At 51.1% G+C, this 22,877-nt stretch carries 18 protein-coding genes; 4 read left to right on the top strand and 14 right to left on the bottom strand.

All coding sequences use genetic code 11. The annotated features are described in order from the left end of the window. Positions 1 to 332: 332 nt before the first annotated feature. Positions 333 to 1,436, top strand: coding sequence for a YagK/YfjJ domain-containing protein (locus tag B9G99_RS12300; protein ID WP_158521497.1), 1,104 nt, complete (start codon positions 333 to 335; stop codon positions 1,434 to 1,436). 240 nt (positions 1,437 to 1,676) lie between these two features. Here the strand turns inward: B9G99_RS12300 and B9G99_RS12295 are convergent, their stop codons facing one another. Continuing rightward, complete coding sequence (locus B9G99_RS12295) at positions 1,677 to 3,935, bottom strand: type I restriction endonuclease subunit R (protein ID WP_227875806.1); 2,259 nt, start codon at positions 3,933 to 3,935, stop codon at positions 1,677 to 1,679. Positions 3,936 to 3,962: 27 nt separating this feature from the next. Here B9G99_RS12295 and B9G99_RS12290 point away from each other — a divergent pair, with 27 nt between their 5' ends. The 3 genes from B9G99_RS12290 (at position 3,963) to B9G99_RS12270 (ending at position 9,687) form a co-directional block, all read left to right on the top strand. After that, positions 3,963 to 4,433, top strand: coding sequence for a YagK/YfjJ domain-containing protein (locus B9G99_RS12290; RefSeq protein WP_227875805.1), 471 nt, complete (start codon positions 3,963 to 3,965; stop codon positions 4,431 to 4,433). Positions 4,434 to 5,589: 1,156 nt separating this feature from the next. Beyond that, a complete protein-coding gene (locus B9G99_RS12280) occupies positions 5,590 to 7,347 on the top strand; it encodes a YfjI family protein (RefSeq protein WP_086622414.1) in 1,758 nt (585 codons plus the stop codon). A gap of 1,341 nt (positions 7,348 to 8,688) precedes the next feature. Then, positions 8,689 to 9,687: a tyrosine-type recombinase/integrase gene (locus B9G99_RS12270; protein ID WP_086622412.1), complete on the top strand. Its 999-nt coding sequence runs from the start codon at positions 8,689 to 8,691 to the stop codon at positions 9,685 to 9,687. 797 nt (positions 9,688 to 10,484) lie between these two features. Here the strand turns inward: B9G99_RS12270 and B9G99_RS12265 are convergent. The 13 genes from B9G99_RS12265 to B9G99_RS12205 all read right to left on the bottom strand — a co-directional run bounded on the left by B9G99_RS12265 (position 10,485) and on the right by B9G99_RS12205 (position 22,784). Then, entirely contained in the window at positions 10,485 to 11,057 is a 573-nt protein-coding gene (locus B9G99_RS12265) for a toll/interleukin-1 receptor domain-containing protein (RefSeq protein WP_086622411.1), read from the bottom strand. Positions 11,058 to 11,326: 269 nt separating this feature from the next. Beyond that, the gene (locus B9G99_RS12260) at positions 11,327 to 11,893 is read right to left on the bottom strand and encodes an SLOG domain-containing protein (protein ID WP_086622410.1); all 567 of its coding nucleotides are present in this window, start codon (positions 11,891 to 11,893) and stop codon (positions 11,327 to 11,329) included. Positions 11,894 to 11,895: 2 nt separating this feature from the next. Next, positions 11,896 to 13,038 carry a toll/interleukin-1 receptor domain-containing protein gene (locus tag B9G99_RS12255; RefSeq protein ID WP_086622409.1) on the bottom strand — a complete coding sequence of 381 codons (1,143 nt, stop codon included), beginning with the start codon at positions 13,036 to 13,038 and terminating at the stop codon, positions 11,896 to 11,898. Between the two features lie 81 nt (positions 13,039 to 13,119). Continuing rightward, complete coding sequence (locus tag B9G99_RS12250; RefSeq protein ID WP_086622408.1) at positions 13,120 to 14,736, bottom strand: CBASS cGAMP-activated phospholipase; 1,617 nt, start codon at positions 14,734 to 14,736, stop codon at positions 13,120 to 13,122. 62 nt (positions 14,737 to 14,798) lie between these two features. Further along, positions 14,799 to 15,398: a TIR domain-containing protein gene (locus B9G99_RS12245; RefSeq protein ID WP_086622407.1), complete on the bottom strand. Its 600-nt coding sequence runs from the start codon at positions 15,396 to 15,398 to the stop codon at positions 14,799 to 14,801. Positions 15,399 to 15,619: 221 nt separating this feature from the next. Beyond that, a complete protein-coding gene (locus tag B9G99_RS12240; protein ID WP_086622406.1) occupies positions 15,620 to 16,105 on the bottom strand; it encodes a TIR domain-containing protein in 486 nt (161 codons plus the stop codon). 12 nt (positions 16,106 to 16,117) lie between these two features. Continuing rightward, positions 16,118 to 16,645, bottom strand: coding sequence for a toll/interleukin-1 receptor domain-containing protein (locus tag B9G99_RS12235; RefSeq protein WP_086622405.1), 528 nt, complete (start codon positions 16,643 to 16,645; stop codon positions 16,118 to 16,120). Positions 16,646 to 17,298: 653 nt separating this feature from the next. Then, a complete protein-coding gene (locus B9G99_RS17060; protein WP_472382590.1) occupies positions 17,299 to 17,526 on the bottom strand; it encodes a nucleotidyl transferase AbiEii/AbiGii toxin family protein in 228 nt (75 codons plus the stop codon). Continuing rightward, the gene (locus B9G99_RS12225) at positions 17,516 to 18,292 is read right to left on the bottom strand and encodes a type IV toxin-antitoxin system AbiEi family antitoxin domain-containing protein (RefSeq protein ID WP_086622404.1); all 777 of its coding nucleotides are present in this window, start codon (positions 18,290 to 18,292) and stop codon (positions 17,516 to 17,518) included. The genes B9G99_RS17060 and B9G99_RS12225 overlap by 11 nt, the downstream gene beginning before the upstream one ends. 234 nt (positions 18,293 to 18,526) lie before the next feature. Continuing rightward, positions 18,527 to 18,883, bottom strand: coding sequence for a nucleotide pyrophosphohydrolase (locus tag B9G99_RS12220; RefSeq protein WP_086622403.1), 357 nt, complete (start codon positions 18,881 to 18,883; stop codon positions 18,527 to 18,529). Between the two features lie 105 nt (positions 18,884 to 18,988). Next, positions 18,989 to 21,379 (bottom strand): DNA/RNA helicase domain-containing protein, encoded by a 2,391-nt coding sequence (locus B9G99_RS12215; protein ID WP_086622402.1) that lies wholly within the window; start codon positions 21,377 to 21,379, stop codon positions 18,989 to 18,991. Between the two features lie 265 nt (positions 21,380 to 21,644). Then, a complete protein-coding gene (locus B9G99_RS12210; RefSeq protein WP_472382589.1) occupies positions 21,645 to 22,241 on the bottom strand; it encodes a recombinase family protein in 597 nt (198 codons plus the stop codon). Positions 22,242 to 22,271: 30 nt separating this feature from the next. Next, positions 22,272 to 22,784, bottom strand: a complete 513-nt coding sequence (locus B9G99_RS12205; RefSeq protein WP_086622400.1) for a plasmid mobilization relaxosome protein MobC — start codon at positions 22,782 to 22,784, stop codon at positions 22,272 to 22,274. Between the last annotated feature and the right edge of the window lie 93 nt (positions 22,785 to 22,877).

Raw genomic sequence — 22,877 nt, 5'->3', positions numbered from 1 at the left:
AAGAGTGGTTCGCGAAGTCTCAGCAGTGGAGTATGGGTAACTCTTTTTTTCGGATCATTTGTTATTGGGGTGTTTAGCATTTAATCAGGAGTAATAAATAGATGCTGGATATCATTTAGCTAATGACAGTGAAACAAACCAAATAGGCCAAGCTTCTCAAGAGCTTGGCCTTTATATTCACTCCTTACACAATCCGTATCGGCTCAGGCACCTGATAGCCTCAGGGGCCTTGTACTCTTCGACGAGACTCATCAGCTTTCAGGCAGAAAAGGTTTTTTTTTACAGCCATGGGGAATCCTACGAGGAAAACCAACCGTAGCCAGGAGCACCCCATGCACAACCCCACCGACGACTACATTGCCAATGATGACATGTCGTATTTTTTGAATGATCTAAATATGGATTACCATGACGAACAGATATTGTGGGACCCATCAACTCAGCCAAATCAAAATCAGCAGCTTGCAGCTCTGATTGAAATCGAGGAAAGACTCAAGCAGCTTACTAGCTCTCACCCATGGTTTGACCCTGCCACTGTGATTCAGTCTACACCCTGTGGCAGCGGCTTGATAAAACTGGCAGATGATCCGCTACTGGACGAGTTGAAGAGTATTGTGGCAAGCCTTACAGGAATACTTGACCATAGTGAGGGCGCTTACAGTTTACAGCCACCTCCCTATACCAAAAGCTTTCTACAGGCATTTAAGAGCTGCTCGCATCTCCACAAGTCAATCATGGACGAACCTCTGCCGATGACACAATCGGCTGCCGCGCAAGTGGTTAATGATCTGAATCATAGATTATGGTCGTGGTATCAATGCCTATCACTACCATCATTTGGCATTGAATACGCCCGTCTAAAAAGAAACAGCCGCGACAATTACAGAAGATTCTGTCGTCTGGCAGACTCGCTTTTTGGCTGCTGCAGCCGCCTACTGGTGGTACGTATCGACCTAGGCTATAGCGAGACTGATGGATACTATATAGATCATGAGACAGCCGATTATCACCGAAAAAAACTCTGTCGAATGTTTCACTCACATCCGATGTTCGAACACCTTCTAGGTTACGCATGGAAGCTGGAATGGCGACCTAAGAAAGGATTCCATTATCACTTCGTTTTCTTCTTTGACGGTAACCGGGTACGCAGGGATATTGCGCTGGGAAGAAGTATCGGTGAGCTTTGGAGAAGGCTCACTAACAATCAAGGGATGTATTTCAACTGCAACCATAGCGGTGGCAGCAACTATCTATACAACGCGCTCGGTGACATACATTATTCAGACGACCTGAAAAGGGAGCACCTGGATAAAATTGCAGCCTATCTCACCAAAGTCGATGAATACGTCTCTCTTGCTGTGAAAGGCCGAACGTTTCAGACCAGCTCAACACCCCGTGCATCAGAGAAACGCGGCGGCCGACCGCGTCTTTATTGATTCAGACAATGTAAGGTCTCAAGGACCATAGAAGCAGGTTAATTCACAATAAACCTGCCATCTACTTGCTGGGATCGCACAATTATCCAGGGGCCTCCATCATTTCTGGAGGCCCGGCTAAACCAAGCTCAGGGCGCTATCTTTCGATGCATGCCTACTTTGGCCATTCGATGGCTGATTAATCGTTAGAGCTGAAGAGGCTCTGCAAACATCTAGAGAACCGCCCTCATCCTGCCTTCGTCACAATCCTCGGCTGAGTCGCCTCCAGCGCCTCGAAGATCCCTTCACGTTGTCTCTGCCGGCAAACAGGGCATCCGGCCCACCGGCATGCACACTGCTGAAAGGGGCTTCATAGAGCGCGCTGATGAGATTTTGAAGCAGCTCCTCCCCGTCCTCTTCACCAATGGTGGTGAGCATCGTCTCCAGGCTTTCAAGATCGGTCTGGGTCAACGGCTGATTGGTACGTAGCCGGCGAATAACAATGTTATCGAGATGCTCCTGCAGATAAGCCTCTACCTTCCGGGCATATTGAACGCCGGTCATCTTTGGCAGCTCAAAGACTTCTTCATTGCGTACGCCCAGCACTTCATCCTCGAAATCGGTGTAGACGATAGGACGGCGCTTCTTGTCCAGAAAGGGCGTCAGCTCACGAAGACGCAGGCGCATCTCTTCCAGCATGTTGATGTTGATGCCTTCCCAGAAGCCAGTGTCTGCCAAAGCCTGCAGGTAGCCCAGCTGCGCCTTGACCAATGGCACCGAGGCTTTCTCTTCCAATAGCGATGCCATCTCGACCACGCGACGACGCAGCGGCTCAAAGGTCGCCGTATCGCCCTCGATGTGAGCCAGCTGCATGCGCAGCGCCGTGAGATCGAACAGACAGGATTCGATCTGCTCGGGTTCCTGCTCTGTAGGCAAACCAGCGACATCGTTGATCAGCGTTTGACGCGCCTCGTTGTCGAGCTGGTTCCAGCTATCGCGCTCCCTGAAGGTCTCCACGGAGGCCAGATACATGCGCACGATGAAGTTGTCAGGGTTCATGGTCGACACTTCTGCCTGCAGCGCATCAGCCAGTTTGGGAGTGAGTTGCTTCCCAGAATCCAGATCCGGCATGGCCTGGAGATGGCTCAATAGCTGGACGCGGCTCCGAAACAGGCGCTTGCCCAGCGGCACACCGCCACTGGCTTCGATACCTTCCGGGTTCTCCTTAAAGAAATCGAAATTGAAGCAGAAATCGAATACCCGGAAATTCTTTTTCTCATCTTCCTCACCACCGGGGCCGAACAGACCCGGGCACAGGCGGGTTCCTCGGCCAACCATCTGCCAGAATTTGATCTTCGAGTAGACCGGTTTGAAAAACACAAGGTTAGAGACCTCCGGCACATCGATACCGGTATCCAGCATGTCAACCGAAATGGCGATGTGGGGTACCTTCTCCGGCTGTGAAAAATCATCGATCAGGCTTTGCGGATATTTGGCTTTATTATCGATGATACGCGCGAACTGCCCGGCGCATTGGGGGTAGTGATGATTAAAACGCTCTTCGATAGTTTTAGCATGATCATGATTGCGCGCAAAAATGATGGTTTTCGCCAGCCGGTCGCCACCATCCACGTAGTAGCCGTTTTCCATCAGGTGCTGAAGCATTTTGTCGATGGTGTCGCTGTTGAACAGCCAACTGTTGATGGCAGGCGCGTTGACCTTACTGGGGATGCCTTCCTCTTCGGCATCGTCTCCCCAGTCAAGACTTTCCCATTCAGCCTTTTCCTCGTCGCTGAGCTGCTCATAGTCGATGCCCTGACTGGGAAACTTCAGATCAACCTGCTGCACCCTAGGAGGGACCAGAAAGCCATCCTTGACGGCCTGGGTCAGCTCATAGGCATCCGTGGGTACGCCCGGCTCCAGTTCAAAAAGATCATAGGTATTCTTGTCGACCTGTTCGCGGGGCGTGGCGGTCAGACCGACCAGCAGCGAATCAAAGTAGCGGAAGATGGCACCGTACTTTTGATAGACCGAGCGGTGCGCTTCATCGATGATGATCAGATCAAAATGGCCCGGCCCGAATCGGGCCTTGTCGCCATCCATGTCATCAATCAACCCCATCATGGTGGGGTAGGTACAGACATAAACCCGACCTTCAGTGTGCTTCTCGGTCACCAGATTCACCGGACTGGCGTCAGGCAGGTGGGACTTGAATGCATTGGCCGCCTGATTGACCAGTGATACCCGATCAGCCAGAAACAGCGCCCGCTTTACCCGCCCAGTACGCTGCAGAGCGTCTACCAGTGCCACGGCGGTGCGCGTCTTGCCTGTGCAGGTAGCCATGACCAATAGCGCCTTGCGACGAGCCTGGTCGAACTGGCTGAAGATGCTGGTAATAGCGCGCTTCTGATAATAGCGCCCGGCGATATCACTATTGATGACCGTGGCATCCAGCGTTTTGCGCTGCTGGCGGCGCAAAATGACGCGTGACAGCTCGTCACTAGTATAAAAACCTGCCACTTGGCGGGGTTTTATCAGCCACCGACCATGAGTCGCGAGGTCGCAGAACAAGTGGCCCTAAAGCTAAACCAGCGATTGACGGCTTGGTATCAATGCATGAAGCAGCCGGACTTTGCCTACGAGTGCAGTCGTAATCGCCGCAACAACTACCAGCGTCTTCGGGATTTGATGGACGCCCTGTTCGCTCGCCATAGCCGCCTGACGGTACTGAGAGTGGATCTAAGCTATAGCGAGCATGATGGCCCACACATCGATTACGATACAGCACGCCACCATCGTGAGCAGTTATGCGGCTTGTTCCATACCAACAAGCTATTCGATCACCTCCTCGGCTTCGCCTGGAAGCTGGAATGGCAATCTAAGAAAGGCTTCCATTACCACTTCGTGTTCTTCCTCGACGGGCACCAAGTGCAGGAAGACATTATCCAGGCTCGGCTCATCGGCGAGCTCAATTACCCGAGGACAAGGGCATTACTTCAACTGCAATCGCAATGCTGAGAAGGTTTATCACTACAACGCCTTGGGGCGCATCGACTATCCCGATTTCGAGAAGCAGCGCGGACTGGACCACATCGCCCGCTACCTGACCAAGGGCGACGAGTACGCCGACATTCTGGTAACAGGACGCAAATTCCAAACCAGCCCCATACCTGATGTATCTGACGGACCTCGCCCTGGGCGTCCTCGTCAACCTCCCACCACCTAGGGTTAAGGCGAGCTCGGTTTCTGATCTCCCTACTTGCCTATACTATGTCACGTCCCGGCGGTCACGGGAAAAGTGTGGATATACGTTCTCCGAAGACCAACACCGGGATTTGATTTCACACAACACGCGGCATAACGGCCTGCCCTTCTGGGAGCAGGTTTTCTTCGTTCAACCATAAGGAGTTCGCCATGTTCGCGTTCCGCTTCCGGCAGGACACCCATCAGAGCGCCGCAGAGGCCGCTCAACCAAACGCAAGTGCGTCATTGGCCAAAACTGCTTTGGCAGAGTGCTGTCGACGCGCTAGGGCACGCTCAACGGCGGCCCGATGCTAAGGAGTGAGATGAACCCAAGCGACGGCTGATCCAGGATGTCAAGGCGCTGGCCAAGATCCGCAAGATCACCTAGGCACAGATGGCCTAAGTGATGGGCGTGCCGAATCGCACGCTTGAAGAATGGCTACAGTTCCGGCGCATACCGAAAGCACCGGGCACGACGCTACTCCAGCGGTGGGTAGCGGCGCATTCAAGGGCAAAGTAACGCGCCTTGCAGAGCGTCAGCGACATCAAGGCTCAGCGGAAGGGGGTGAAATGGCGAATAGCGCTTAACGAGAAACGAAATGAGTGAATAATAGATTAATAACAAATTCGTCTTATCTATTTTCGCCCATCACCCTCTTCAAGCGATCAAAGAGGCGGCTCAAAGGCTTTGGGGACCCTAAAGCGGTTATTTCGGCTACTAATAGCCAAAATAACCACATCAGAGGGGGCAGGCAGCGCTCAAAACACCCTTTTTTATAGAAACTACTTTACTGTTGATGTCAATACACACTGCTTAATAGCGCTTACCCTGTAACCAGCGCTAATTCAATACGAGCCGGACGACGGCACTCTCTGCCCAGTCATCGGACGAGATCTGGTGGCAAGCCAATCCAAATAGAAGAGAGTGACCATGAGCTATCCCTTCCAAGCCGTACTGCCCGCCCCCGGCCACTTCAATCCCCAGCGACTCGCTCCCACCTTGCTGTGGCAGTCAAGCCATGAGCTCAGCCAAAACTGCCAAGTGTCGATGGAGCTCACCGTCCTCACCCTGCTGGCAGGCGTCAGCATGGTGGCTCAGGGCCGCTACGACCTGAAGATGCCCTACGGCGCGATCAAACCCACCTCGATCAACGTACTGGGTGTGGCGGGCTCCGGCGAGGGCAAATCGCTCCTCTACGACAAAGTGCTGTATGTCATTCTGGAAGCGCAGCGCCAACAGCGCCGGGAGTGGCGCAAACGATTGGATACCCATCAAGGGGAGCTGGAGGAGTGGCGTACCGAGGAGAAGGTGCTGACTCAAGCGATCTACCGCAAGCAGACCAAAGGCGGTACCGCGGAGCGTGAACGGCAATCACTGCGTGAGCTGCATCGGCGTCGTCCCGAACCGCCCCGCGAGTTCCGACTGCTGTATGAGGATACCACGCCGGAAGCACTCTTCTCGGGCCTGGAAACTGCAATCCCGAGCGCCGCTCTGGCTACCGACGAAGCGGAAGTCTTCTTCAAGGGCGCCATGAACCGGGCACGCAGTCACATCAACTCACTGTGGAGTGGCGGCGGCACGGTCATCACGCGAGTCACCAAGGACGATATCGTGCTAGATGATGCGCGGCTAATGCTATTGCTGATGGTGCAGCCCGGCATCCTGCAAGAGTACATGGAAGCACAGGGACAGCAGGCAAGGGATTCCGGCATGCTCGCCCGCTTCCTCGTATGCGCACCGCCGTCGGTTCGCGGTCAGCGCTTCTACTCGCTGCATACCACCCCGGCGTGGGAGGCCTGGAAACAGGCCGAGGCGCGTCTGGCTACCCTGACACGGGAAAACTTGATCCTAACCCATGCGCCTGACATGCCGCGGGAGGTACTGGAGTTCACCGAGGAGGGAGCGGCCTGCTGGATACAGGTGGCCAACGAAATCGAGCGGCAGATGGGACCGGGCGGGTACTATGAAGCCTGCCCAGACCATGGCTCGAAGCTCGCGGAAAACGTGGCGCGTGTGACCGCGTTGATACACCTTTTCGAGGGCCATGAGGATGGGATCGTCGCCGAGACGGTGCTGATGGCCATGGATCTCTGCCTGTTCTATTCCGGCCAATTCCAGCAGGTGTTCATGCCGCCTCCTCGAGAGGAGCAGGATGCCTTCTGTTTGAACGAATGGTTCAATGAGCTCCGGCAATTCAACTGGCGTATCATTCGGTACAACGACGTGCGTCAGCGTGCACCGCGATCCCTGCGCGACAAGAAGCGCCTCAAGGCTGCCTTGGAGGTCCTCATTGCCCAGCAGCAAGTCGTGGTATTTACCGCGCTATATCGATCTGATGCCTTGTCTGGGGCCGCCGAACATGAGCAACTTCTGATACCTCCCTTTGCCTTGTCGCCCTCCGGGGCGGCAAGTACTACCCTAAGTCATGTGGCGGTTTCACGCGCCTGCAGCACAGCTTGCCACGACATCGCCTCAGGCAACCGATCTAGGCAGGCCTGTAGGTTATCAACGTGGTGCGTCGCACGAATTGCCTCCACCGCCTCATCGGGTAGCTCTCCGAACCGATCCTCCAGCAAGTACAACAGAACACCTTGGACACCTTCACGGAAGCCACGCTCGTGGATCAGCTCGGCTTCCATGCGAGCAGACCCGTCACTGCGGAAGGCATCACGCCGTTGCCGCAGCTGACGGGCCATCACATGCCAATGAATATCTCGATCGCCGACGCCCTGACCGGCCTTCAAACGCTTCAGCAATAACGTGAGGATCTCGGCTTCAAGCTTGTCGCGAGTGATGATATCCAAGATATGGAAGTCGCGGTTGAGCTCATAAATCCTTACGGCCCATTCCTGCGCGACGGCCTCGGGATTATGTTGGGCACGTTTGATCGCACCGGGATCGTTGTACAACATACCCTTGATCATCACGGCCAACAGCGCCTGTTGATCCCGCTCTGACGCGGGCCGGGCGCGAGAGTGCCCGCCTTTGCGTGCCCGCTGGCTGTAGTGCTTATCTTCGAGGTTCTTCAGGATGTCCAGCGCGGTCAAGTGCCGCTGTGCTTCCAGCAGGGACGACTGCATACGCTGAAAGACATACTGCAGATTGATGTCAAATGCTCTTATGTCAAGGGCCGTCAGCGGAGACAGGGCTATCTGGTCTTCATGCATCACCGCCACCGCTTGGCGCAGCGCGAGGTCCGCATGCCGCTCGCGTTGTTCCTTGAGGGCCACCTTACCTTGGCTCAAGGCGATAGACTCCATCGCCTCACTCGGTCGGAAGCCACTGCTTTCCATATCGGCAAATAGCCCGTTAATTCGAACATCTCGCTCCTTCGCATCCGACAGGCCCTGATGCTCAAAAACCCGCTCCACGACTTGCCAAGCGTGCCCGGTTAATTCGTTACCGACCCACCGCATGGCCACGGCAGCGCTCGCATACACACGATGCCGTCGTTCATCGGCAGGCTGTTCTTCTGTATTGCCCGACACTTTGCGCTTCCTTCTACACACTGTTTTCGAAGATACAGCATTAGCTCCGCACTGAGCACCTAACCATTCCGTAGGTCAATACGTCCAGTGGGTAGCATTATAAGTTGCGAATCTATCAGCCGTCTCTCTTCTGCCCGTCATCCGGCATGCGCAGATAACAGTGCAACCTCAAGGGTTTAAATAAAATTATTATATAAAACAATAACTTATATTTATAAAACGTCTTAACCATATTTTTTTAATAAAAACCATGACTCTGCTTAAATCGATCTTCAGCCTTAGTAGCTCGCGAGAAAGTACCTAACTACTTCGCGATGATATGGCCATAAGCTAATCAATGACGAGGGCGCCTTATGGCCGAAGCGCTACTAAGGCCTGAACAGGTCGCAGAAAGACTAGGCATGAGCCTGAGCTGGGTCTATGGCAACAAGCAAAGCATCGGCTACTTACAACTGGGCAATGCCGTTCGCTTTGAGCCTGAGATGGTTGAAGAGTACGCTAGACGCTGCAGGCGCGGTCCTCAGCAGAAGGAGGATCGGAAATGGGATACACAGTCTCGTACAGAAAAGATCGCAGCGCGTGGGTCGTTCGCTGCACCGTCAACGGCCAGCGTACTCAACGAACTTTTCAAACAGAAGGAGAAGCAAGGCAGTACGCTTTAAAAGCAGGGGCTCAGCAACAGGAGGACACATTCAACGGCGTGGTGGGACGCAAACCCAAGCGTACCTTTTCGGAAGGTCTTCAGCGGATGGTAAGCGAATATGATGTGCGCTCTCAGAAACAGCACATACTTTTAGTCGCAAAGTGGATGGACGAACACGCGCCTGACGTTGTAATTAGCCAAGAATTGCTCGATGCAGCACGAAAAATGCAAAAAGCTTTGAAAGAAAAGGGGTTAGCACAATCGACTATCAACAACCGAATTCAGGTAGTCAAGCGCGTGTTGTCACTCGCTTATCGTGAGTGGGATTGGCTGGACCTGCCTCTTGACGGCAAATTACGTAAACCGTCGCCTAAAAACGAGCGGCACGTTTATCTGACCGAGCTGGAGCTTGCCGAACTTTTGGAGGCAGTGCCAAAACGATACGAAGTCGAACGTCAGGTAATTTTACTGGCGATGCTTACCGGCATGAGGCGAGGTGAACTTTTGGCTTTAGAGCCAAGTAATGTTTACAGCGGCCGTATCGTGCTCAAACCTAACCAAACAAAGAATGGAAAACCAAGAGTCATTCCGCTGTCTGATGAAGCTCAACTGCTGGTAGGAGCACTACCCTTCGCCACCACAAGTGACAAAGTGAGAGGGGCTTTTGAAAAAGCCAGAGAGGCTATCGGACGTCCGGACATTCGCTTCCATGACATGCGGCACTGCTACGCGTCGCTGCTGGCAAGCAAAGGGGAAACACTGACAAGTATTAGGGATCTACTAGGGCATTCATCGCTGACGGTCACCAGTCGATACGCGCATGCAGATCCAGCAAGATGGGACAGTGTCATGGCGAAGTTGCCGCGCATCAGCAACCAAACCGCAACCAAACATTGAACAAGCTGTCTGATAATCCCGTAACCATTTGATTTTAATGGTGGGCCCAGCAGGACTCGAACCTGCGACCAAGGGATTATGAGTTTGCTTTTAAAACAATAAGTTACTGACACAAAAGGAAAAACAACCGTAATCGAGCGTAAGGTACAGTTCTTCGGAATCAGTAGCTTAGTGAAATTTGAGGATAGCATGCGAAGCTGGTGTGTGTACTGGTGATGTACCTTTTTGGGGACTTCCCTATCCTGAATAGCACGCCTCAGAGGAAATGAAAGACAGCTACTCCTAAAGGCATAATGACTGCTTACGCCAGAAGCGAACTCTCAGCCAAAGCAGATACAACTTCGCATTTAACGGCTTGTCAGCTGAAATGCTTTTTTAATTATACTTTTGTGTAATGCTCATCAAATTCTTTATGAATACTCAGGTTATAAAAAATCTTTTTCCCACCATTTGGTTTTTTAGAATTAAGAAATTGCCCGTAAGCAAAATTTTTACTCATTTCCAGCTTTTTACTCAACCTATTGTACTTGGCATTTATTTTGAATAATACTAAAAAGGTTTCTTCGCGATATTTGAAGTCAGGCTTATCATACACCTTTATTGCCGAGAGAATTGCTGCGATAAATTTTTAAAGCATTAGTCGTGGTCGTGATTTCATGATATTCCCATCGGTAAGTTAACGCCTACATCACAGGAAGTAACGAAGCGAGTCAGTTGTGGTAAAGTGTGCGCGGTACACCATAGTTTGCGGCGCGCAATTGGCCTCCTATGCATACGCCTGTTAAATACACCCAGCTTCACTTCGGTTTTTTCCCTTGCATCCACTCTTCAAATGTAACCCAAGATCCAACTCCTCTATGCATATAAAAACTATTTCCAGTTAGATCTAAATAAGGGTATAAGCCTAGATATTCCCTTCCATTAAACTCTTCATCATCATCTTCGATAATTGGAGCAATCGATACCCTTCCAGTACGCGCATCCATATACCCTAATTCCCATGGCATCCAAACCGACTTTTCTGCTGAATCCGAAGTTAAATAAATCAGAGATGAACAGTTGTTCATTCTATTTCTCAGCACTGTTGCTGTATATTCGCTTACCTGCCCTCTGTCTAATTTCTTATCTTCAATCCAGTCAACATATACGGAATAACCTTTTGCTATTAGCATGTTTCTAATTTGCTTTACTATTCGCGCATCTGAATATGCATGGGAAAGAAAGATGTCGTAATGCTCAGAAAAAGAGAATGATTCAAATGACTTTTGCAGGCTATCTGCTGCCAAACGCCGTTCATCAACATCTTCTAATAATATTTTTTGTGCATCATTGTAACGACGAAGTATCTCAGATTTACGGATTACAGCCATTCTTCTTCTCTTCTAAAATTATCATCCATTCTGCCCACAGGGTAACAACATGATGCAGTTATTTAATGGCTTTGCTTCACTATGAAGCTTGATTGACGGATATGGGCTACTTCTTCAATCGCATTTGGAAGATGCTTAAAAATTCAGGCGTATTTATCTTTATCGATAGCGCTTACCGAAGTATAGCGCGCTTGCTTCAAATTCGATGGTAAGCAATTCGAGACGACTCATACATAAAACATAAAATACTGAGCCTCACGTTACGACCATTACACAGGTAAATAACGATTAAATATCGTAGCAAAATCTATGTTTTCGAGCTCTCGATCATTGAAATAGCCTTTATCCCGAGCGAGATTAAGCGCTGCACCACCTGGTGCGGCAACTGGAAGAACGAAAGCCTCAGGATTGAACCGCCTAAAAATGTCATATTCAACTTCAACGCCATCCATCCCGCCAATAAATACGGCTCCGATCAGATCCTCCCTAGAGAGCATCTGTTCTCGCATCAGTTGCAAGCTACCCTTGATGTCGCCGGGCACGGGATTGGTGTAAATTACGTTGTCAAACCGTTGGTTTTCTTCCGGATAGCGACCCTCGAAAAAGCGGCTTTGATACAGGATCACTGATTCTTTGTAGTTCGCCCCTAGATCTTCGCAGATATTCCACATCATAGGGGTAATTGCAGGATGGCCGCCCCACACAATCTTGTGTCGCCGAACGGTAGCAATCGCCAGCTCGCGAACGGCGCACTGGATAAGAAACGGAGTAGCAGTCTCATAGTATTGCCCTCGTCCGATCACAGGGATGCTTGCTGAAAGGAAAATCGCCCCCATTCCTATGCCCTCCAGTCTGCAAATTGCCAGCCTGCTTCACAAGCCTTGACCCAGCGCGTTGCCTGAATATATTGACCCAGCCAGTCAAGGTGACTCAACCACTGAGGATGTAGGCCTACATGATCATAGAGTATGGCTACGGATTCGTCAGGAGAGTTCATTGAAGCATCATGCATTGTCGTGGAGGTCGGCACACCTACCGTTGGGTAGACCAAAACCATCCGCTCATCGGGAAGGCGTACTCGAATACATCGACCGGTGCCCATACCGATCACCTCGCCACCTATAGCCTCAATACCTATTCGCAGATTGCTCAATAGGTTAACGGTTCTCACTGCATGACTTTCGCTGCGGATTTCCTCAAGCTGAAGACAAATACGATCAATCGCGTGATCACTAATCCGTCCTGATGAAGCGTCTAGCTCGCTTGTATCAAGCTCAGCGAGGCTTGCAGTTCCCAAGCGATCAGAGCAACAGGCTTCAGGCCAACCTACTCGAAGAACGCTGATGCCCTTTGCAAGCGCCCTTCCAAACTCTGCAGCCGTCCATCTACTGTTGAAATAGTCAGGCGTGTCGAGCATCAACAACACATCAGAATCGCAAAGCCGATGCCACAGCATGGTCTGAAAATCTTCTGCCGGCGCGATGCTACGAGTATCCAAGAAAACGTCGAAATGCTTGGCAGATAGCGCGTCGAACATCTGCAGCGCCGCTTGACTAGCCTCATCCCGTCGATAACTGACAAATACTCGACGTTGCTTCGGAAGCAAACCTGCACATTCCAAGAGCGCAGTGGCTACCCGTTTCGCCCCACCATTTGCGTATGACAAACAATTTAATGACTGAAGGATTTCCGGGACTTCCAATGCAACTCGATTTAGGTCAGACACGACTGGAACAATAGGAACGCCACCTCTCAGCAAACTTGATAGACTGGAGTGGTTCGCGTCTACATCGCCAAAAAATACAGCAGCAGACGATCGCCGCTGATAAGGAGCAAAGTCAGCAGGGGCTACCTCCCATCCGATCTCTTGGCCTAACGTCAAGCCAAATCCAGAAACCGCATCTGTTACAGCCGTTTCAAGCTCAAAGATTTGCTCAGCCGAAGGCGCACCTATGATAGCAAGATGATATATAAATGACATGACAGCCTCGCTATCAGTTTAGATTGAGCGTTAGCAATCAGACGATCGCTGAGAGACTACCTCTCAAGTATCGGCACATCCTCAGAACCGCTCCCAAGAATCAACATGTTGGCCGTCAAAGAATCTGGAGCGCACTTCAGCAAAGTGCTCTTTGCCAGCATCATTGCCACGCTGTGCCATTTCCTGGATAGCCTCGACGTCATCCATTTTGATTTCGACAGGAGTTTGCTGGTTAACGCGTACATGACGTGTCGGGCCTAGGAAACTTTCTGCCAGTGTCAAAGCACCATGCTCTTGGGCGGCGAAAAAGAGATCGACGCTGTGAGGTGCCCAACCTGCCTTTCCCTTTCCTAGTTGCTCAGTAAAATCACTTTCGCTACTGAGAGTTCCAATGCTCAGCACATCGATTCTATCTAAAGGGATTTTCAAATATCTAACTGCTTCTGCTAACGCTGGAAGAATAGGATTATTAGCCCAGACACCTCCATCTAAAAACGTCTCCAGCGCTATAGTCCCATCGAAGGTAGCTTCATCAAAATAAGTAGGCGCGGCAGAGGAAGCCAGTGCAGCTTCGACGGCTGAAATATCTCGGTAAGCGGTTCGATCTGGGCTATGCGGAGTGACGATCGCCTCTGCCTGACCTTGCTTGGCCCTCACAGTGGGGATTACTAGCCGGCAGCGGGAATCTGCTTGCAACGTTTTGTCCCCATACACTTCTGTCAAAAGATCTCGAAGTGTGGCTGAGTCATGCTTGGATTTGAGCCAGTGTCGCAGTTTCCGATCCTTCGGAAAAATCTGGGGGCCTTTTGTTTCGTAAAACTCAAGGATTTCACGAGGTTTCAGACCCATAGCGAGTCCAATAGCCAAAATCGCGCCTGTGGATGTGCCGGCCACTAGGTCAAAGTGAGAAATAAGGTCGCTTCCACCACCGGCCTTCAGCATGTCGTCCCACTTGGCCAAGACTGCCGCGGTAAAGGTACCTCTGAGTCCTCCTCCATCAAGCGCCAAGATGCGAAAGTTTCGGCCGCGCGTAACATTGCGGTAAGTAAGCGGTAGGTTCTTCAGTTGATCAACGATCAGCTCTACGACTTGGTCAACCGATGTACTGTTGGCAATGGTTGCATTCGCCTCATGGGATAACCCATTTTGCAAACGAGATAACAACGAAGGATCTTCTTTGAGATAACCTGCAATAGCCCCACCAAAACCAGCGACAACAAAGCCTGGCTTTCCGAGTTCAAGCATCGTATCCAGCTCATTGGGAACGCCTGCTTTTGCTTTATTGACGTCCCACCATGCACCACCGATGCAGATGACGGCTTCGGAACGATTAGCCATCCAAACACGCATTGGGGTCAGGCCTTCTGCTGCAGGGCCATCGCTGTTATCTGCAGGCACAATCTCGACAGAAGCGAATGCTCTCTGCTCTTCAATTTCAGCAGTGTACTGGTCAGTTGAGTAGCTCCTCGCCCGCACTAGGGTAAGCGCCCTCTTGCTCCCACCAGCTTGAATGAAATCCTCAGCAGCTTTGCGCAGTGGCTCAGTGAACGAAGGGTGACTTCCATGGACAATAGAGCCTCCTTCACTGAAGACTTTCGCGGCGAATTTCTGTACGAAATCAGCGATATCCGCTTTTAATTCTTTGTTCGACCCGGACAAGTGGATCCTAACGCCGGCCAGACGCTGAGTGACTGCCATGTGTAATACCTAGTGATCTGAAATGTCGGTTTCTGCCAGCTAGTACGCCTCGTCTCGTATTTCTAACGACCGGCTAAGGCAGCTGCGGTTTCGATCCAGCCAGCGATGTTTTCCCGGCCATTTTGAGCAGTGAAGTCATATCTCATGCAGTGTTTGGATAGCTTAATAACCGTGTTGCTGGTAGGAGCGTCAAACCACAAATCAAAGGCTGAAATAGCGGAGGTGTAGTCCGAGTACTTCACCCATTTACCGCCCTTGAGCTCCGCGAAATAAATCTTATCGTTGACGAGATAGACACCCACTTCAGCCAGTGGATCTGTGCCTTTCACTCCCAACTCCTTCGCGTTGTTTCTTAAGCCATGGATATCGACAGTGAGCAGCCCATTGCCCTTCAAGACGCTACGTACGATTTCATACCGTACCCACCGCCTGGCAGCGGTGTCCTGACCCGCAAGCACGCAAGTCACAGAGGTATTCTTTAGACCATGACGAAGAAAGGTCTTGAGCGCTTCATCGCTTTCTTTCTTTGATGCTTCGAACACACTGCCATCAAAGAAACCATCTACCTTTTGATCCTCGCTGACGACTAGGCAGTTCCTGACATTCCAAGCGCGCCACACATCTTTCTGGTAATGGAAGGAAAAAAATGTTTTTCGTGTCATTCCGTGTTCCAGTTCGTTGACAATCCTCACCCCGTAGCGACAGCAGTTCACCTTGGAATACGCTGCCAGTGCTCGTCATGTAATGCGAGCCTGTCAGAAATCTGGGAAGTTATAAGCCGTCAAGAATACCCCAAGTAATCTCCGTCAAAACCACTAGGATGCCTGAACGTGTTCAAATCGATGCTGTTTCTATATTTACTTCAATGCGTTAACCAATTATCTCAATTTGCTTTATTTCGAATAGCGTTATCAATCCAGCTTGAGATATTATTTGCTATATCTTGATAAGCATTCAAGGAATTAGGATCATAACAAGGTACGACGCTTGACATTAATTGACCATCATTGAATTTGATCAAATCAAACGGATTATTTCCCTTTCTGCTGGTCCCATTTCTTGGACATCTGAGGTTATGAATATGAATGCCTAACAGAGCTTTCCCATCATTCCATGCTTTTATAATTTCGTGCTCTACCCACGGTCTTGAAGCGGTTTCGTTGCCAATCAAAACAATAATACATCGTTTGTACTTCATGTTTTGACTTATCCAATTTTCAACAGCTTGTTTACCCGTTCGCTTTAGTGTTTCCCATTCATTTGGAGTAGTAGGTGGATTACCCTCAATACTACCAATGTTACGTATTTGTTGGACTCTCATTACATCATTGTCAAAATGAAAGCTGTAAAAAACAGGAATTTTCGCCATTTTTAGCTTCCCTTATAGATTTTTTATCCAAGTCCCAGAACCTGCGCCCACATCAAATACAGCATAACCAGCCTTGCTCGTCTGTTTATGACTGCCTTCATTCATTTGCCTATACAGCTGAAGATATTCGTTTCCATACCAAGTTCCGGAATCATCTTCCGTCGGAACAATTAATATTTTTTCGTAGCTTTTGGCTGAATCTGCAAAGCCAATTTCCCAAGGGCACCAACGGGATTGAGTTGAATTGCTTGTTGCTAAAAACAAGAACCAGTCTGTAATCTTGATTTTTGTTTTAATTTTGTTTGCAGTTTCTTTATTGGGAGTGCTCGGCATTTCGCTATCTTCCCAGTCAATATACAAGTCCCACCCATTCTCTTTCATTAGAACTTGAAGACCTTTAGCTAGCTCATGATCCTTGTGACTATGACATAAAAAGGCCGTTTGCTGCTTTTTAGCTAAAGCTTCATTGAGCGATCTAGCTACAATGATTTTTCCCAAACGATTAGATGCTGCTCGTAAGTCCCTTGTTTTGATGGCCATTCCTACTCCTGTAATTCCATCACCACTTCGTCGCATTAGATGCAGTCGACGAAGTGCAGCTTGTCGTCGTCACTGATCTCGACGCTATACAGGTCGTTTAGCCAGTCAATGATTTCGGCTAGGCCTGCTCCTCCGAGTCGAGGGGCATGCCGGAGCCCACCACGCGGACCTGAGTGAAGCCGTAGTCACCCTCGACCTCTTTCATGCGCAGGCGCCTCCCCTCGGATTGACGAGACGGTAGCGAGTCAGCTCTAACACCAAGAAACCCTCTAGCTCACAGTCGCAGCCGCCATTTGTGAGGCCCTTCTAACCCTAGGCGGTCAAGGCCTTGATGATATCCCACTGAAATTAGGCATTTTCGCTACTTGCCACATCAACACACACTTTTCGTAACCGCATGTAAAATAATAGCGATTTATGTTTCTTAAGAGAAGGCTACTAAAGAATATAAATTGATGGGATTCAGGTGTTACTTTCGAAAGCTGTCCAGTTCCTGCTCTAGCAGCGTCAGAAACTGACGCTGCTTGTCGGTCTTCATCTTTTGGATGTTGGCGAGCTTTCAACGCACGGCCGGTAGCTGATCAACGCCGGTGTGAGGTAGCAGTTCTCAGTCAGGGGCCCACTGCTTGAAGGACAGAAGAAAGCGAACATCTTCATCCGTCATTAGGTCTCGGCCAGTCGCGACAGCGTTGCAGGGCCTCGTCACAGGGCTCTAGTGGAAGGTAAGCAAGGTCGATATCGACCGAAAGACGAGGTAATGGCTGTACGAAGAGGTTGATGGCCGTACCCCCCTTGAGGGCAAAACACGGCTCGTTATTGAGAAATGGCAGCAGCGAGACCAGCAACCTGACCTGTTCGTGGTAGCGAGCGTCAATCGGCATAAAGGAACGCCTCTGGTACCGTAACGTGAAATTCCCTGTCCAGCTTGCCGCTCTGGCAGAGCTGACGCTTTCCTTTGCCAAAGTCCAGTTGGCCTAGTTCAAGACGGCCATACCAGGCATGTCTGGCGTGGCGAGCCAATACCATGAAGGCACGCTTCGTTCTCACCGAACGGCAACCTTCCAGCAATGCCTGTAGCCGGCGCGGACGCAGCGTATTGAGACCATCGAAGGTATCCACCAGCTCACTACTGAACAGCAGCTCATTCGACGTCACGGCGATCCACTCCAGAATTGCTCGTTCTGGGGTCGATACACGTAAGCTGAAGGCCCTTCCGGCCGGTGCGTAGTCCGTGAAGCTGCCGGGAAGTTGCGCTGGCAGGCCCTTTTCAGAGTGGAGCACCATCTGCCCTGCCCACTCGGCGTCACTCACCCATCGAGGCAATCGGGCGGCCTCATTGCCGTACAGATGCGTGGTGCGCTCCCCCATGGGCAGGTAATGCACAAAGCCCTGCAGCGCCAAGGCTGTCTGGCCACCCGGCCAAAGCGATGGTAATTCTGTGTCATTGCTCGTCTGAAGCGCGAAAATAGCGCTCTCCCATCCAAGAGACTCTCCTGATTGGCAGTAGGCGCCATGACCCACGCGTTGCAGCCAGCCAGCACTGGCCAGCTTTCGTGCCTGATCAGAAGTGACGCCGTGAGATGCCAGCCAGGCAGTCGTCACGACAGCACCATGAGGGATCTTGTGCAACAGCTGGTTTATTTTCACGTGAGAAAGCGACCTTAAATTCCGTTTTCAACATGAATAATAAACCGCACCGGTTTATCTTCAAGTACAAAACCGTCTTAAAAAGCCGCTTTCGATGTCAATTTTAAACATGTGGCACGCACCTTTACTGCTGCCTGGGGTTGAGGACAGCCCCAGCGCAACGTTTAGAGGGCAAAAGCCTGGGAAGCGGAGTAAAGCTGTGAAAACGAAGAAGCCATGTGCCCATGCACCACGTCAATCCTGATAGTGCGTGTACTTTTTCGCACTGCCTCTCACCTGCTCGGCAGGATATTTTTCCGCATTCCTTTCCATTTTCGCTCGGCATGCCGCCTCAATATCGACGTTTAGCTTGCCGGCAAGGCGAATCAGGTAGAGCTGTACATCGGCAATTTCGTCACGCACGGCAGCTAGCTGCTGTTCATCCAGCTCTTTTGACTGCGCCTCGGTCAGCCACTGAAAGCACTCCTGCAACTCAGCGGCCTCCACTGTGAGCGCCATGGAAAGATTCTTGGGCGAGTGGAACTGGTCCCAGTCACGCTCGGTGGCGAACTGATCCATGGCGTCATGGAGCTGTTTGAACGGATCTGACATCCAGGGTCACCTGATTTTGAGATATCGAATAGCCGTGAGCATGCCTGCTCTGCCGCTCGCTATCCAGTCAGCGTCTGCATAGGCGGCTATCAAGCCGCCGGTTCCTCACAACACGGAGAGGAATTCGCCGATGACCTTCAGGTCTTCAAGCTCGTCTTCAAGCACGATGTCCTTGTAGCCAAAGGCGTTGGTCTGGGGCTTGAGCACGATGCGCTGGTTCACGAACTCGCCGTACTCCTCGACCTTCTCACTCTGGTACAGCTTCACCGTAAAGCTACCGCCGTGGTCCGGGTCGTCAATGGCGCGGTGTTGCACCACGACGACCTTCCCTTGACGTGTACCGCCGGGGTTGGCACGAAACAGGCACCAGGCACCGTTGGGAATGCGGCGGTTCATCGACTCCCCCACTACCCGGCTGACGAACAGGTCGGGACTCGCGCGCATAAAGTCCGGCAGCTCGACCCAGTACTCGGCATCGGCGATCTGCATCTCGCTGAAGTCGCCGGCGGCGATGCTTAAATCGTATACGGGTACATGGCGCTCGAAGGGCACTGCCTCATCGCGCGTCACGGTGGGAAGGTGCAAGCCATGCAGCGTCTCGGTATTTTCAGATGCCTCTTCTCGCTCGGTAGATTCTTGAGAACGAGCATAAGCCGCGAAATATTCTCGGGTCTCGGAATCCGTGGCATAGACGTAACAGCCCTTCTGTCCCCGCGTCATCAGCGTGCGGTAGGTATTCTTGATGATCTGATCCGCCTGACTACGGGCATACTCAGGATCATTTTTGAGCATCGTCTTGTAGCCATGCACGGAACGATCCTGCCCTGCCCGCCTAGCCGCGTCTGTCACCACGCGACCGTCACGAATTACGAAGTCTTCTCCGATGATGACACCGACGTAGTCGAACTCGAGCCCCTGGCAGGTATGGATACAGCCGACCTGATCAACTGAGTCGTCAGCGATGGCCCATAGCATGCCGTCGTCACTGAGGTTCCACTGGGCCGCGAAGCCATACTCGTGGAACACGATGTCCATGGCGTGCTTGTCCTTCTTACTCGCCCAGGGCCAACAGTAGCCTGCCACCATACGTGCCTTGTTGGCCTTGCGGTTCTTTTCGAGAATCGCCCGGCGTATGGCACTCGGGTCATCGAACACCTGAAAGTCGTAATCGATGTCCTCCAGGTCGGTGTTTGCTGTGGTGCGAATCTGAAGGGCATGATCGAGCCAAGCCAGATAGCCATCCGAGCCATTGCAACGAAACTGCGAGGCCAGCTCAAGTTCGTGTACATCGGCGCCGCACTCAGCCGCTCGCCGCCGGACCTCCTCGACCGTCCCCACGTCCTTCAGCGTTACACGCTGCGCCTCATCGATGAAAAAGATCGATAGCCGTGAAGCGGCGATGATCTCCTTTATCTGGCTCTCGCCCAGGTTCTGATACATGCCAGACTTTTCATTGAGGCGATGCGCCTCGTCCACAATGAGTGCATGGAAGGTATCCGGCTCGGCGTTGACGTAGCTGCCCGAGCCCTTGAACAGGTTATCGATATGGGTTTTCTTGCGCGTGCCGGTGAGCCGTTTCTTGAAAACCTCACGAGGAGCTGAGTTGCGCGACACATACTGCGTCATCATCTCGCGCTTCGTCAGCTCCACCAGCAGGTTGATGGCCACCACCGATTTGCCGGTGCCCGGCCCGCCTTTAACGATCAGACACTGCTTGCCACTATTGGCCGCACGATGTGCCATATCAATCGCGGTTTCATATACCAGCTTCTGCTCGTCGATCATCAGAAACTCGGCGTTACCACTCATCATCGACGCCAGGGCATCTGACAGGTTCTTGCTCGGCTTGATCACACCATGCTCGATGCGATACATGATGTTGTCACTGTCGCCGTACTTGATGTGCTGGCTTAGAAATTCCGAGAGCTTCAGGGCATCCGGTGAGATGAATACAGGCGCTCGGCAGGTGTGATAGGCATAGAAAGGATCATTGATGGCGTCCCCCTGCTTCATGTTGTGCAGGTAGGCGCAGGGCACCAGGCGGATCGACTCCGAACGTACCGTCTCATTGTAATCTTCGATCAGGGCACCATAAGACCATGCCTGATACGACGGATGATTGGTCTCACGCACCCCACCTCCCAACTGGGTACGCACAATGGCGTCTTTCTTCGTCACCTCGACGGACTGCCACTGCTTCAGCTCCACGATGATTGCTGAATCATCTCGCTGGTGATTCTTGCCGGTCAGGATGAAATCCACACGGCGATTGGTCAGAGGAATATTGTACTCGATGGCCACGCCTGCCGATGCGGGAATGCCCTCGTCGAGCAGCACACCCATCATGAAGCGCAGCGAGTTTTCCCAAGACAATATCTCGTTACGGGGCGAGTTGCGGTTCAGCCTGCGAGCCACCTCGTTCTCAATGGCGTCGGCGATCCGGTTAGCTCGAACATCATCGATGAACTGCTGCTTGGTGGCGTTGTAGACCAGCATTTAGAACCCCGTGTTCTATCGGTTACTTTTAACTCTCATCAACCAAAGCAACCCATAAATTTTGCGGGTGTTAATCATGTTGAGAGGCTTATAAAAGAGATATGAGCACTATATAGGGATAATCTACAACAGTCTTATCTATTGGTGGCCAGTTGCGAAGAGAACGCGAACATCCGGCGTTTAACAAAAATCGATCAGATCCTGTGAAAACAACGTATAGGCAAGGCCTCACAAAACGAACGGCGTGATGGTATAGACAAGACAGTCAATGGCTATTCTTGTGCTTTGACCAAACCCGCTTGACCGACGCTTCACTACACCCAGCTATACGAGCAGTTTCTGCAATGGAAAAATTGGCTGAGCGCAGTGTTCTGATACGCTCGTGAAGCACTTTATCAGGGCGCCTCCCCGTAAAAAGCCCCTTTTTTTTAGCCAGCGAAATGCCTTCAAGCTGCCGCCTACGCCGCTCTTCATAATCATCTCTAGCCATCTGCAAAGCCAGCTTCAATAGCATTTCCTGCACTGACTCAAGGACGATCTTTGTTATTCCTTCCGATTCCGCCACCAAGTCTGAGAAGTCTAAAATACCAGGAATTGATAACCGGGCGCCTTTTGCGTGGATAACATCTATCAGAGCTTGAGCTTGTGGTAGAGGCAGTCGGCTAATGCGGTCAATCCTTTCCGCGATCACAAGATCGCCTGATTGCAAATCAGAAATCATGCGCTGTAGCTCTGGACGATCAGCTCTAGCACCCGAGGCCTTTTCGCGATAGATAGCAGCAATGTAGTAGCCAGCTTCTTGAGCATCAGTAATCAACCGTTCTTGGCGTTCAAGGCTTTGTGATTCATCACTTACTCTCATGTAAATTCTGGCTATCTTACCCATACCACCTTACCCCCACCGATTCATATTTTTGTTTAACAGTTCAGAAACTGATGCACAGTGTTCATCTATATGTTTAGCCAAAGCTGCGATAGCTTCATGTTTGATTCTCTTCTCTTCAGAAGACTCTACATTCAGAGCTCTAGCCACTTGATTAAGGTTACGTCCAATTGCATTTAACTCACGGCAAGACCGACGCAAAATGTTTATCTCATCATTGGTAAGAACGGGTTGTCGGTGTAAAGCAGCCAGTACAGCTGATGTTGTCCAGTTGGTTTTATTTAAGAACCCTTCTTCTCGCGCCTTAACCCCAACTTTTTTAAAGTTTTCAGATGCTAGCCGAACCGTGATCTTATCAGATTTGGGCTCATGGTTAACGTCAGCACCTGCATCTGAAGTACTGCCAGACACCTTCTGGATCATCATTCTTAGCATTTCTGATTCACTGACATGGTTAGCCTGACAGAATTGATGCCAAGCAATCTTTTCATCGTTAGTCAGTCGTGTCTTGGCCACTTTCATAAACACTATCCAATATTTTCCCAAATATCATGGAAATAAAATCGATGGGTAGCATCTGGTACCAAATGCCAGCACTTTGCGAATCCTGCCCTA

Origin of the sequence: Kushneria konosiri (assembly GCF_002155145.1) — a bacterium.
Classification (GTDB): domain Bacteria; phylum Pseudomonadota; class Gammaproteobacteria; order Pseudomonadales; family Halomonadaceae; genus Kushneria; species Kushneria konosiri.
Note: the sequence above shows the minus strand (reverse complement) of the source record. Positions and strands in the feature narration are given on the sequence as shown.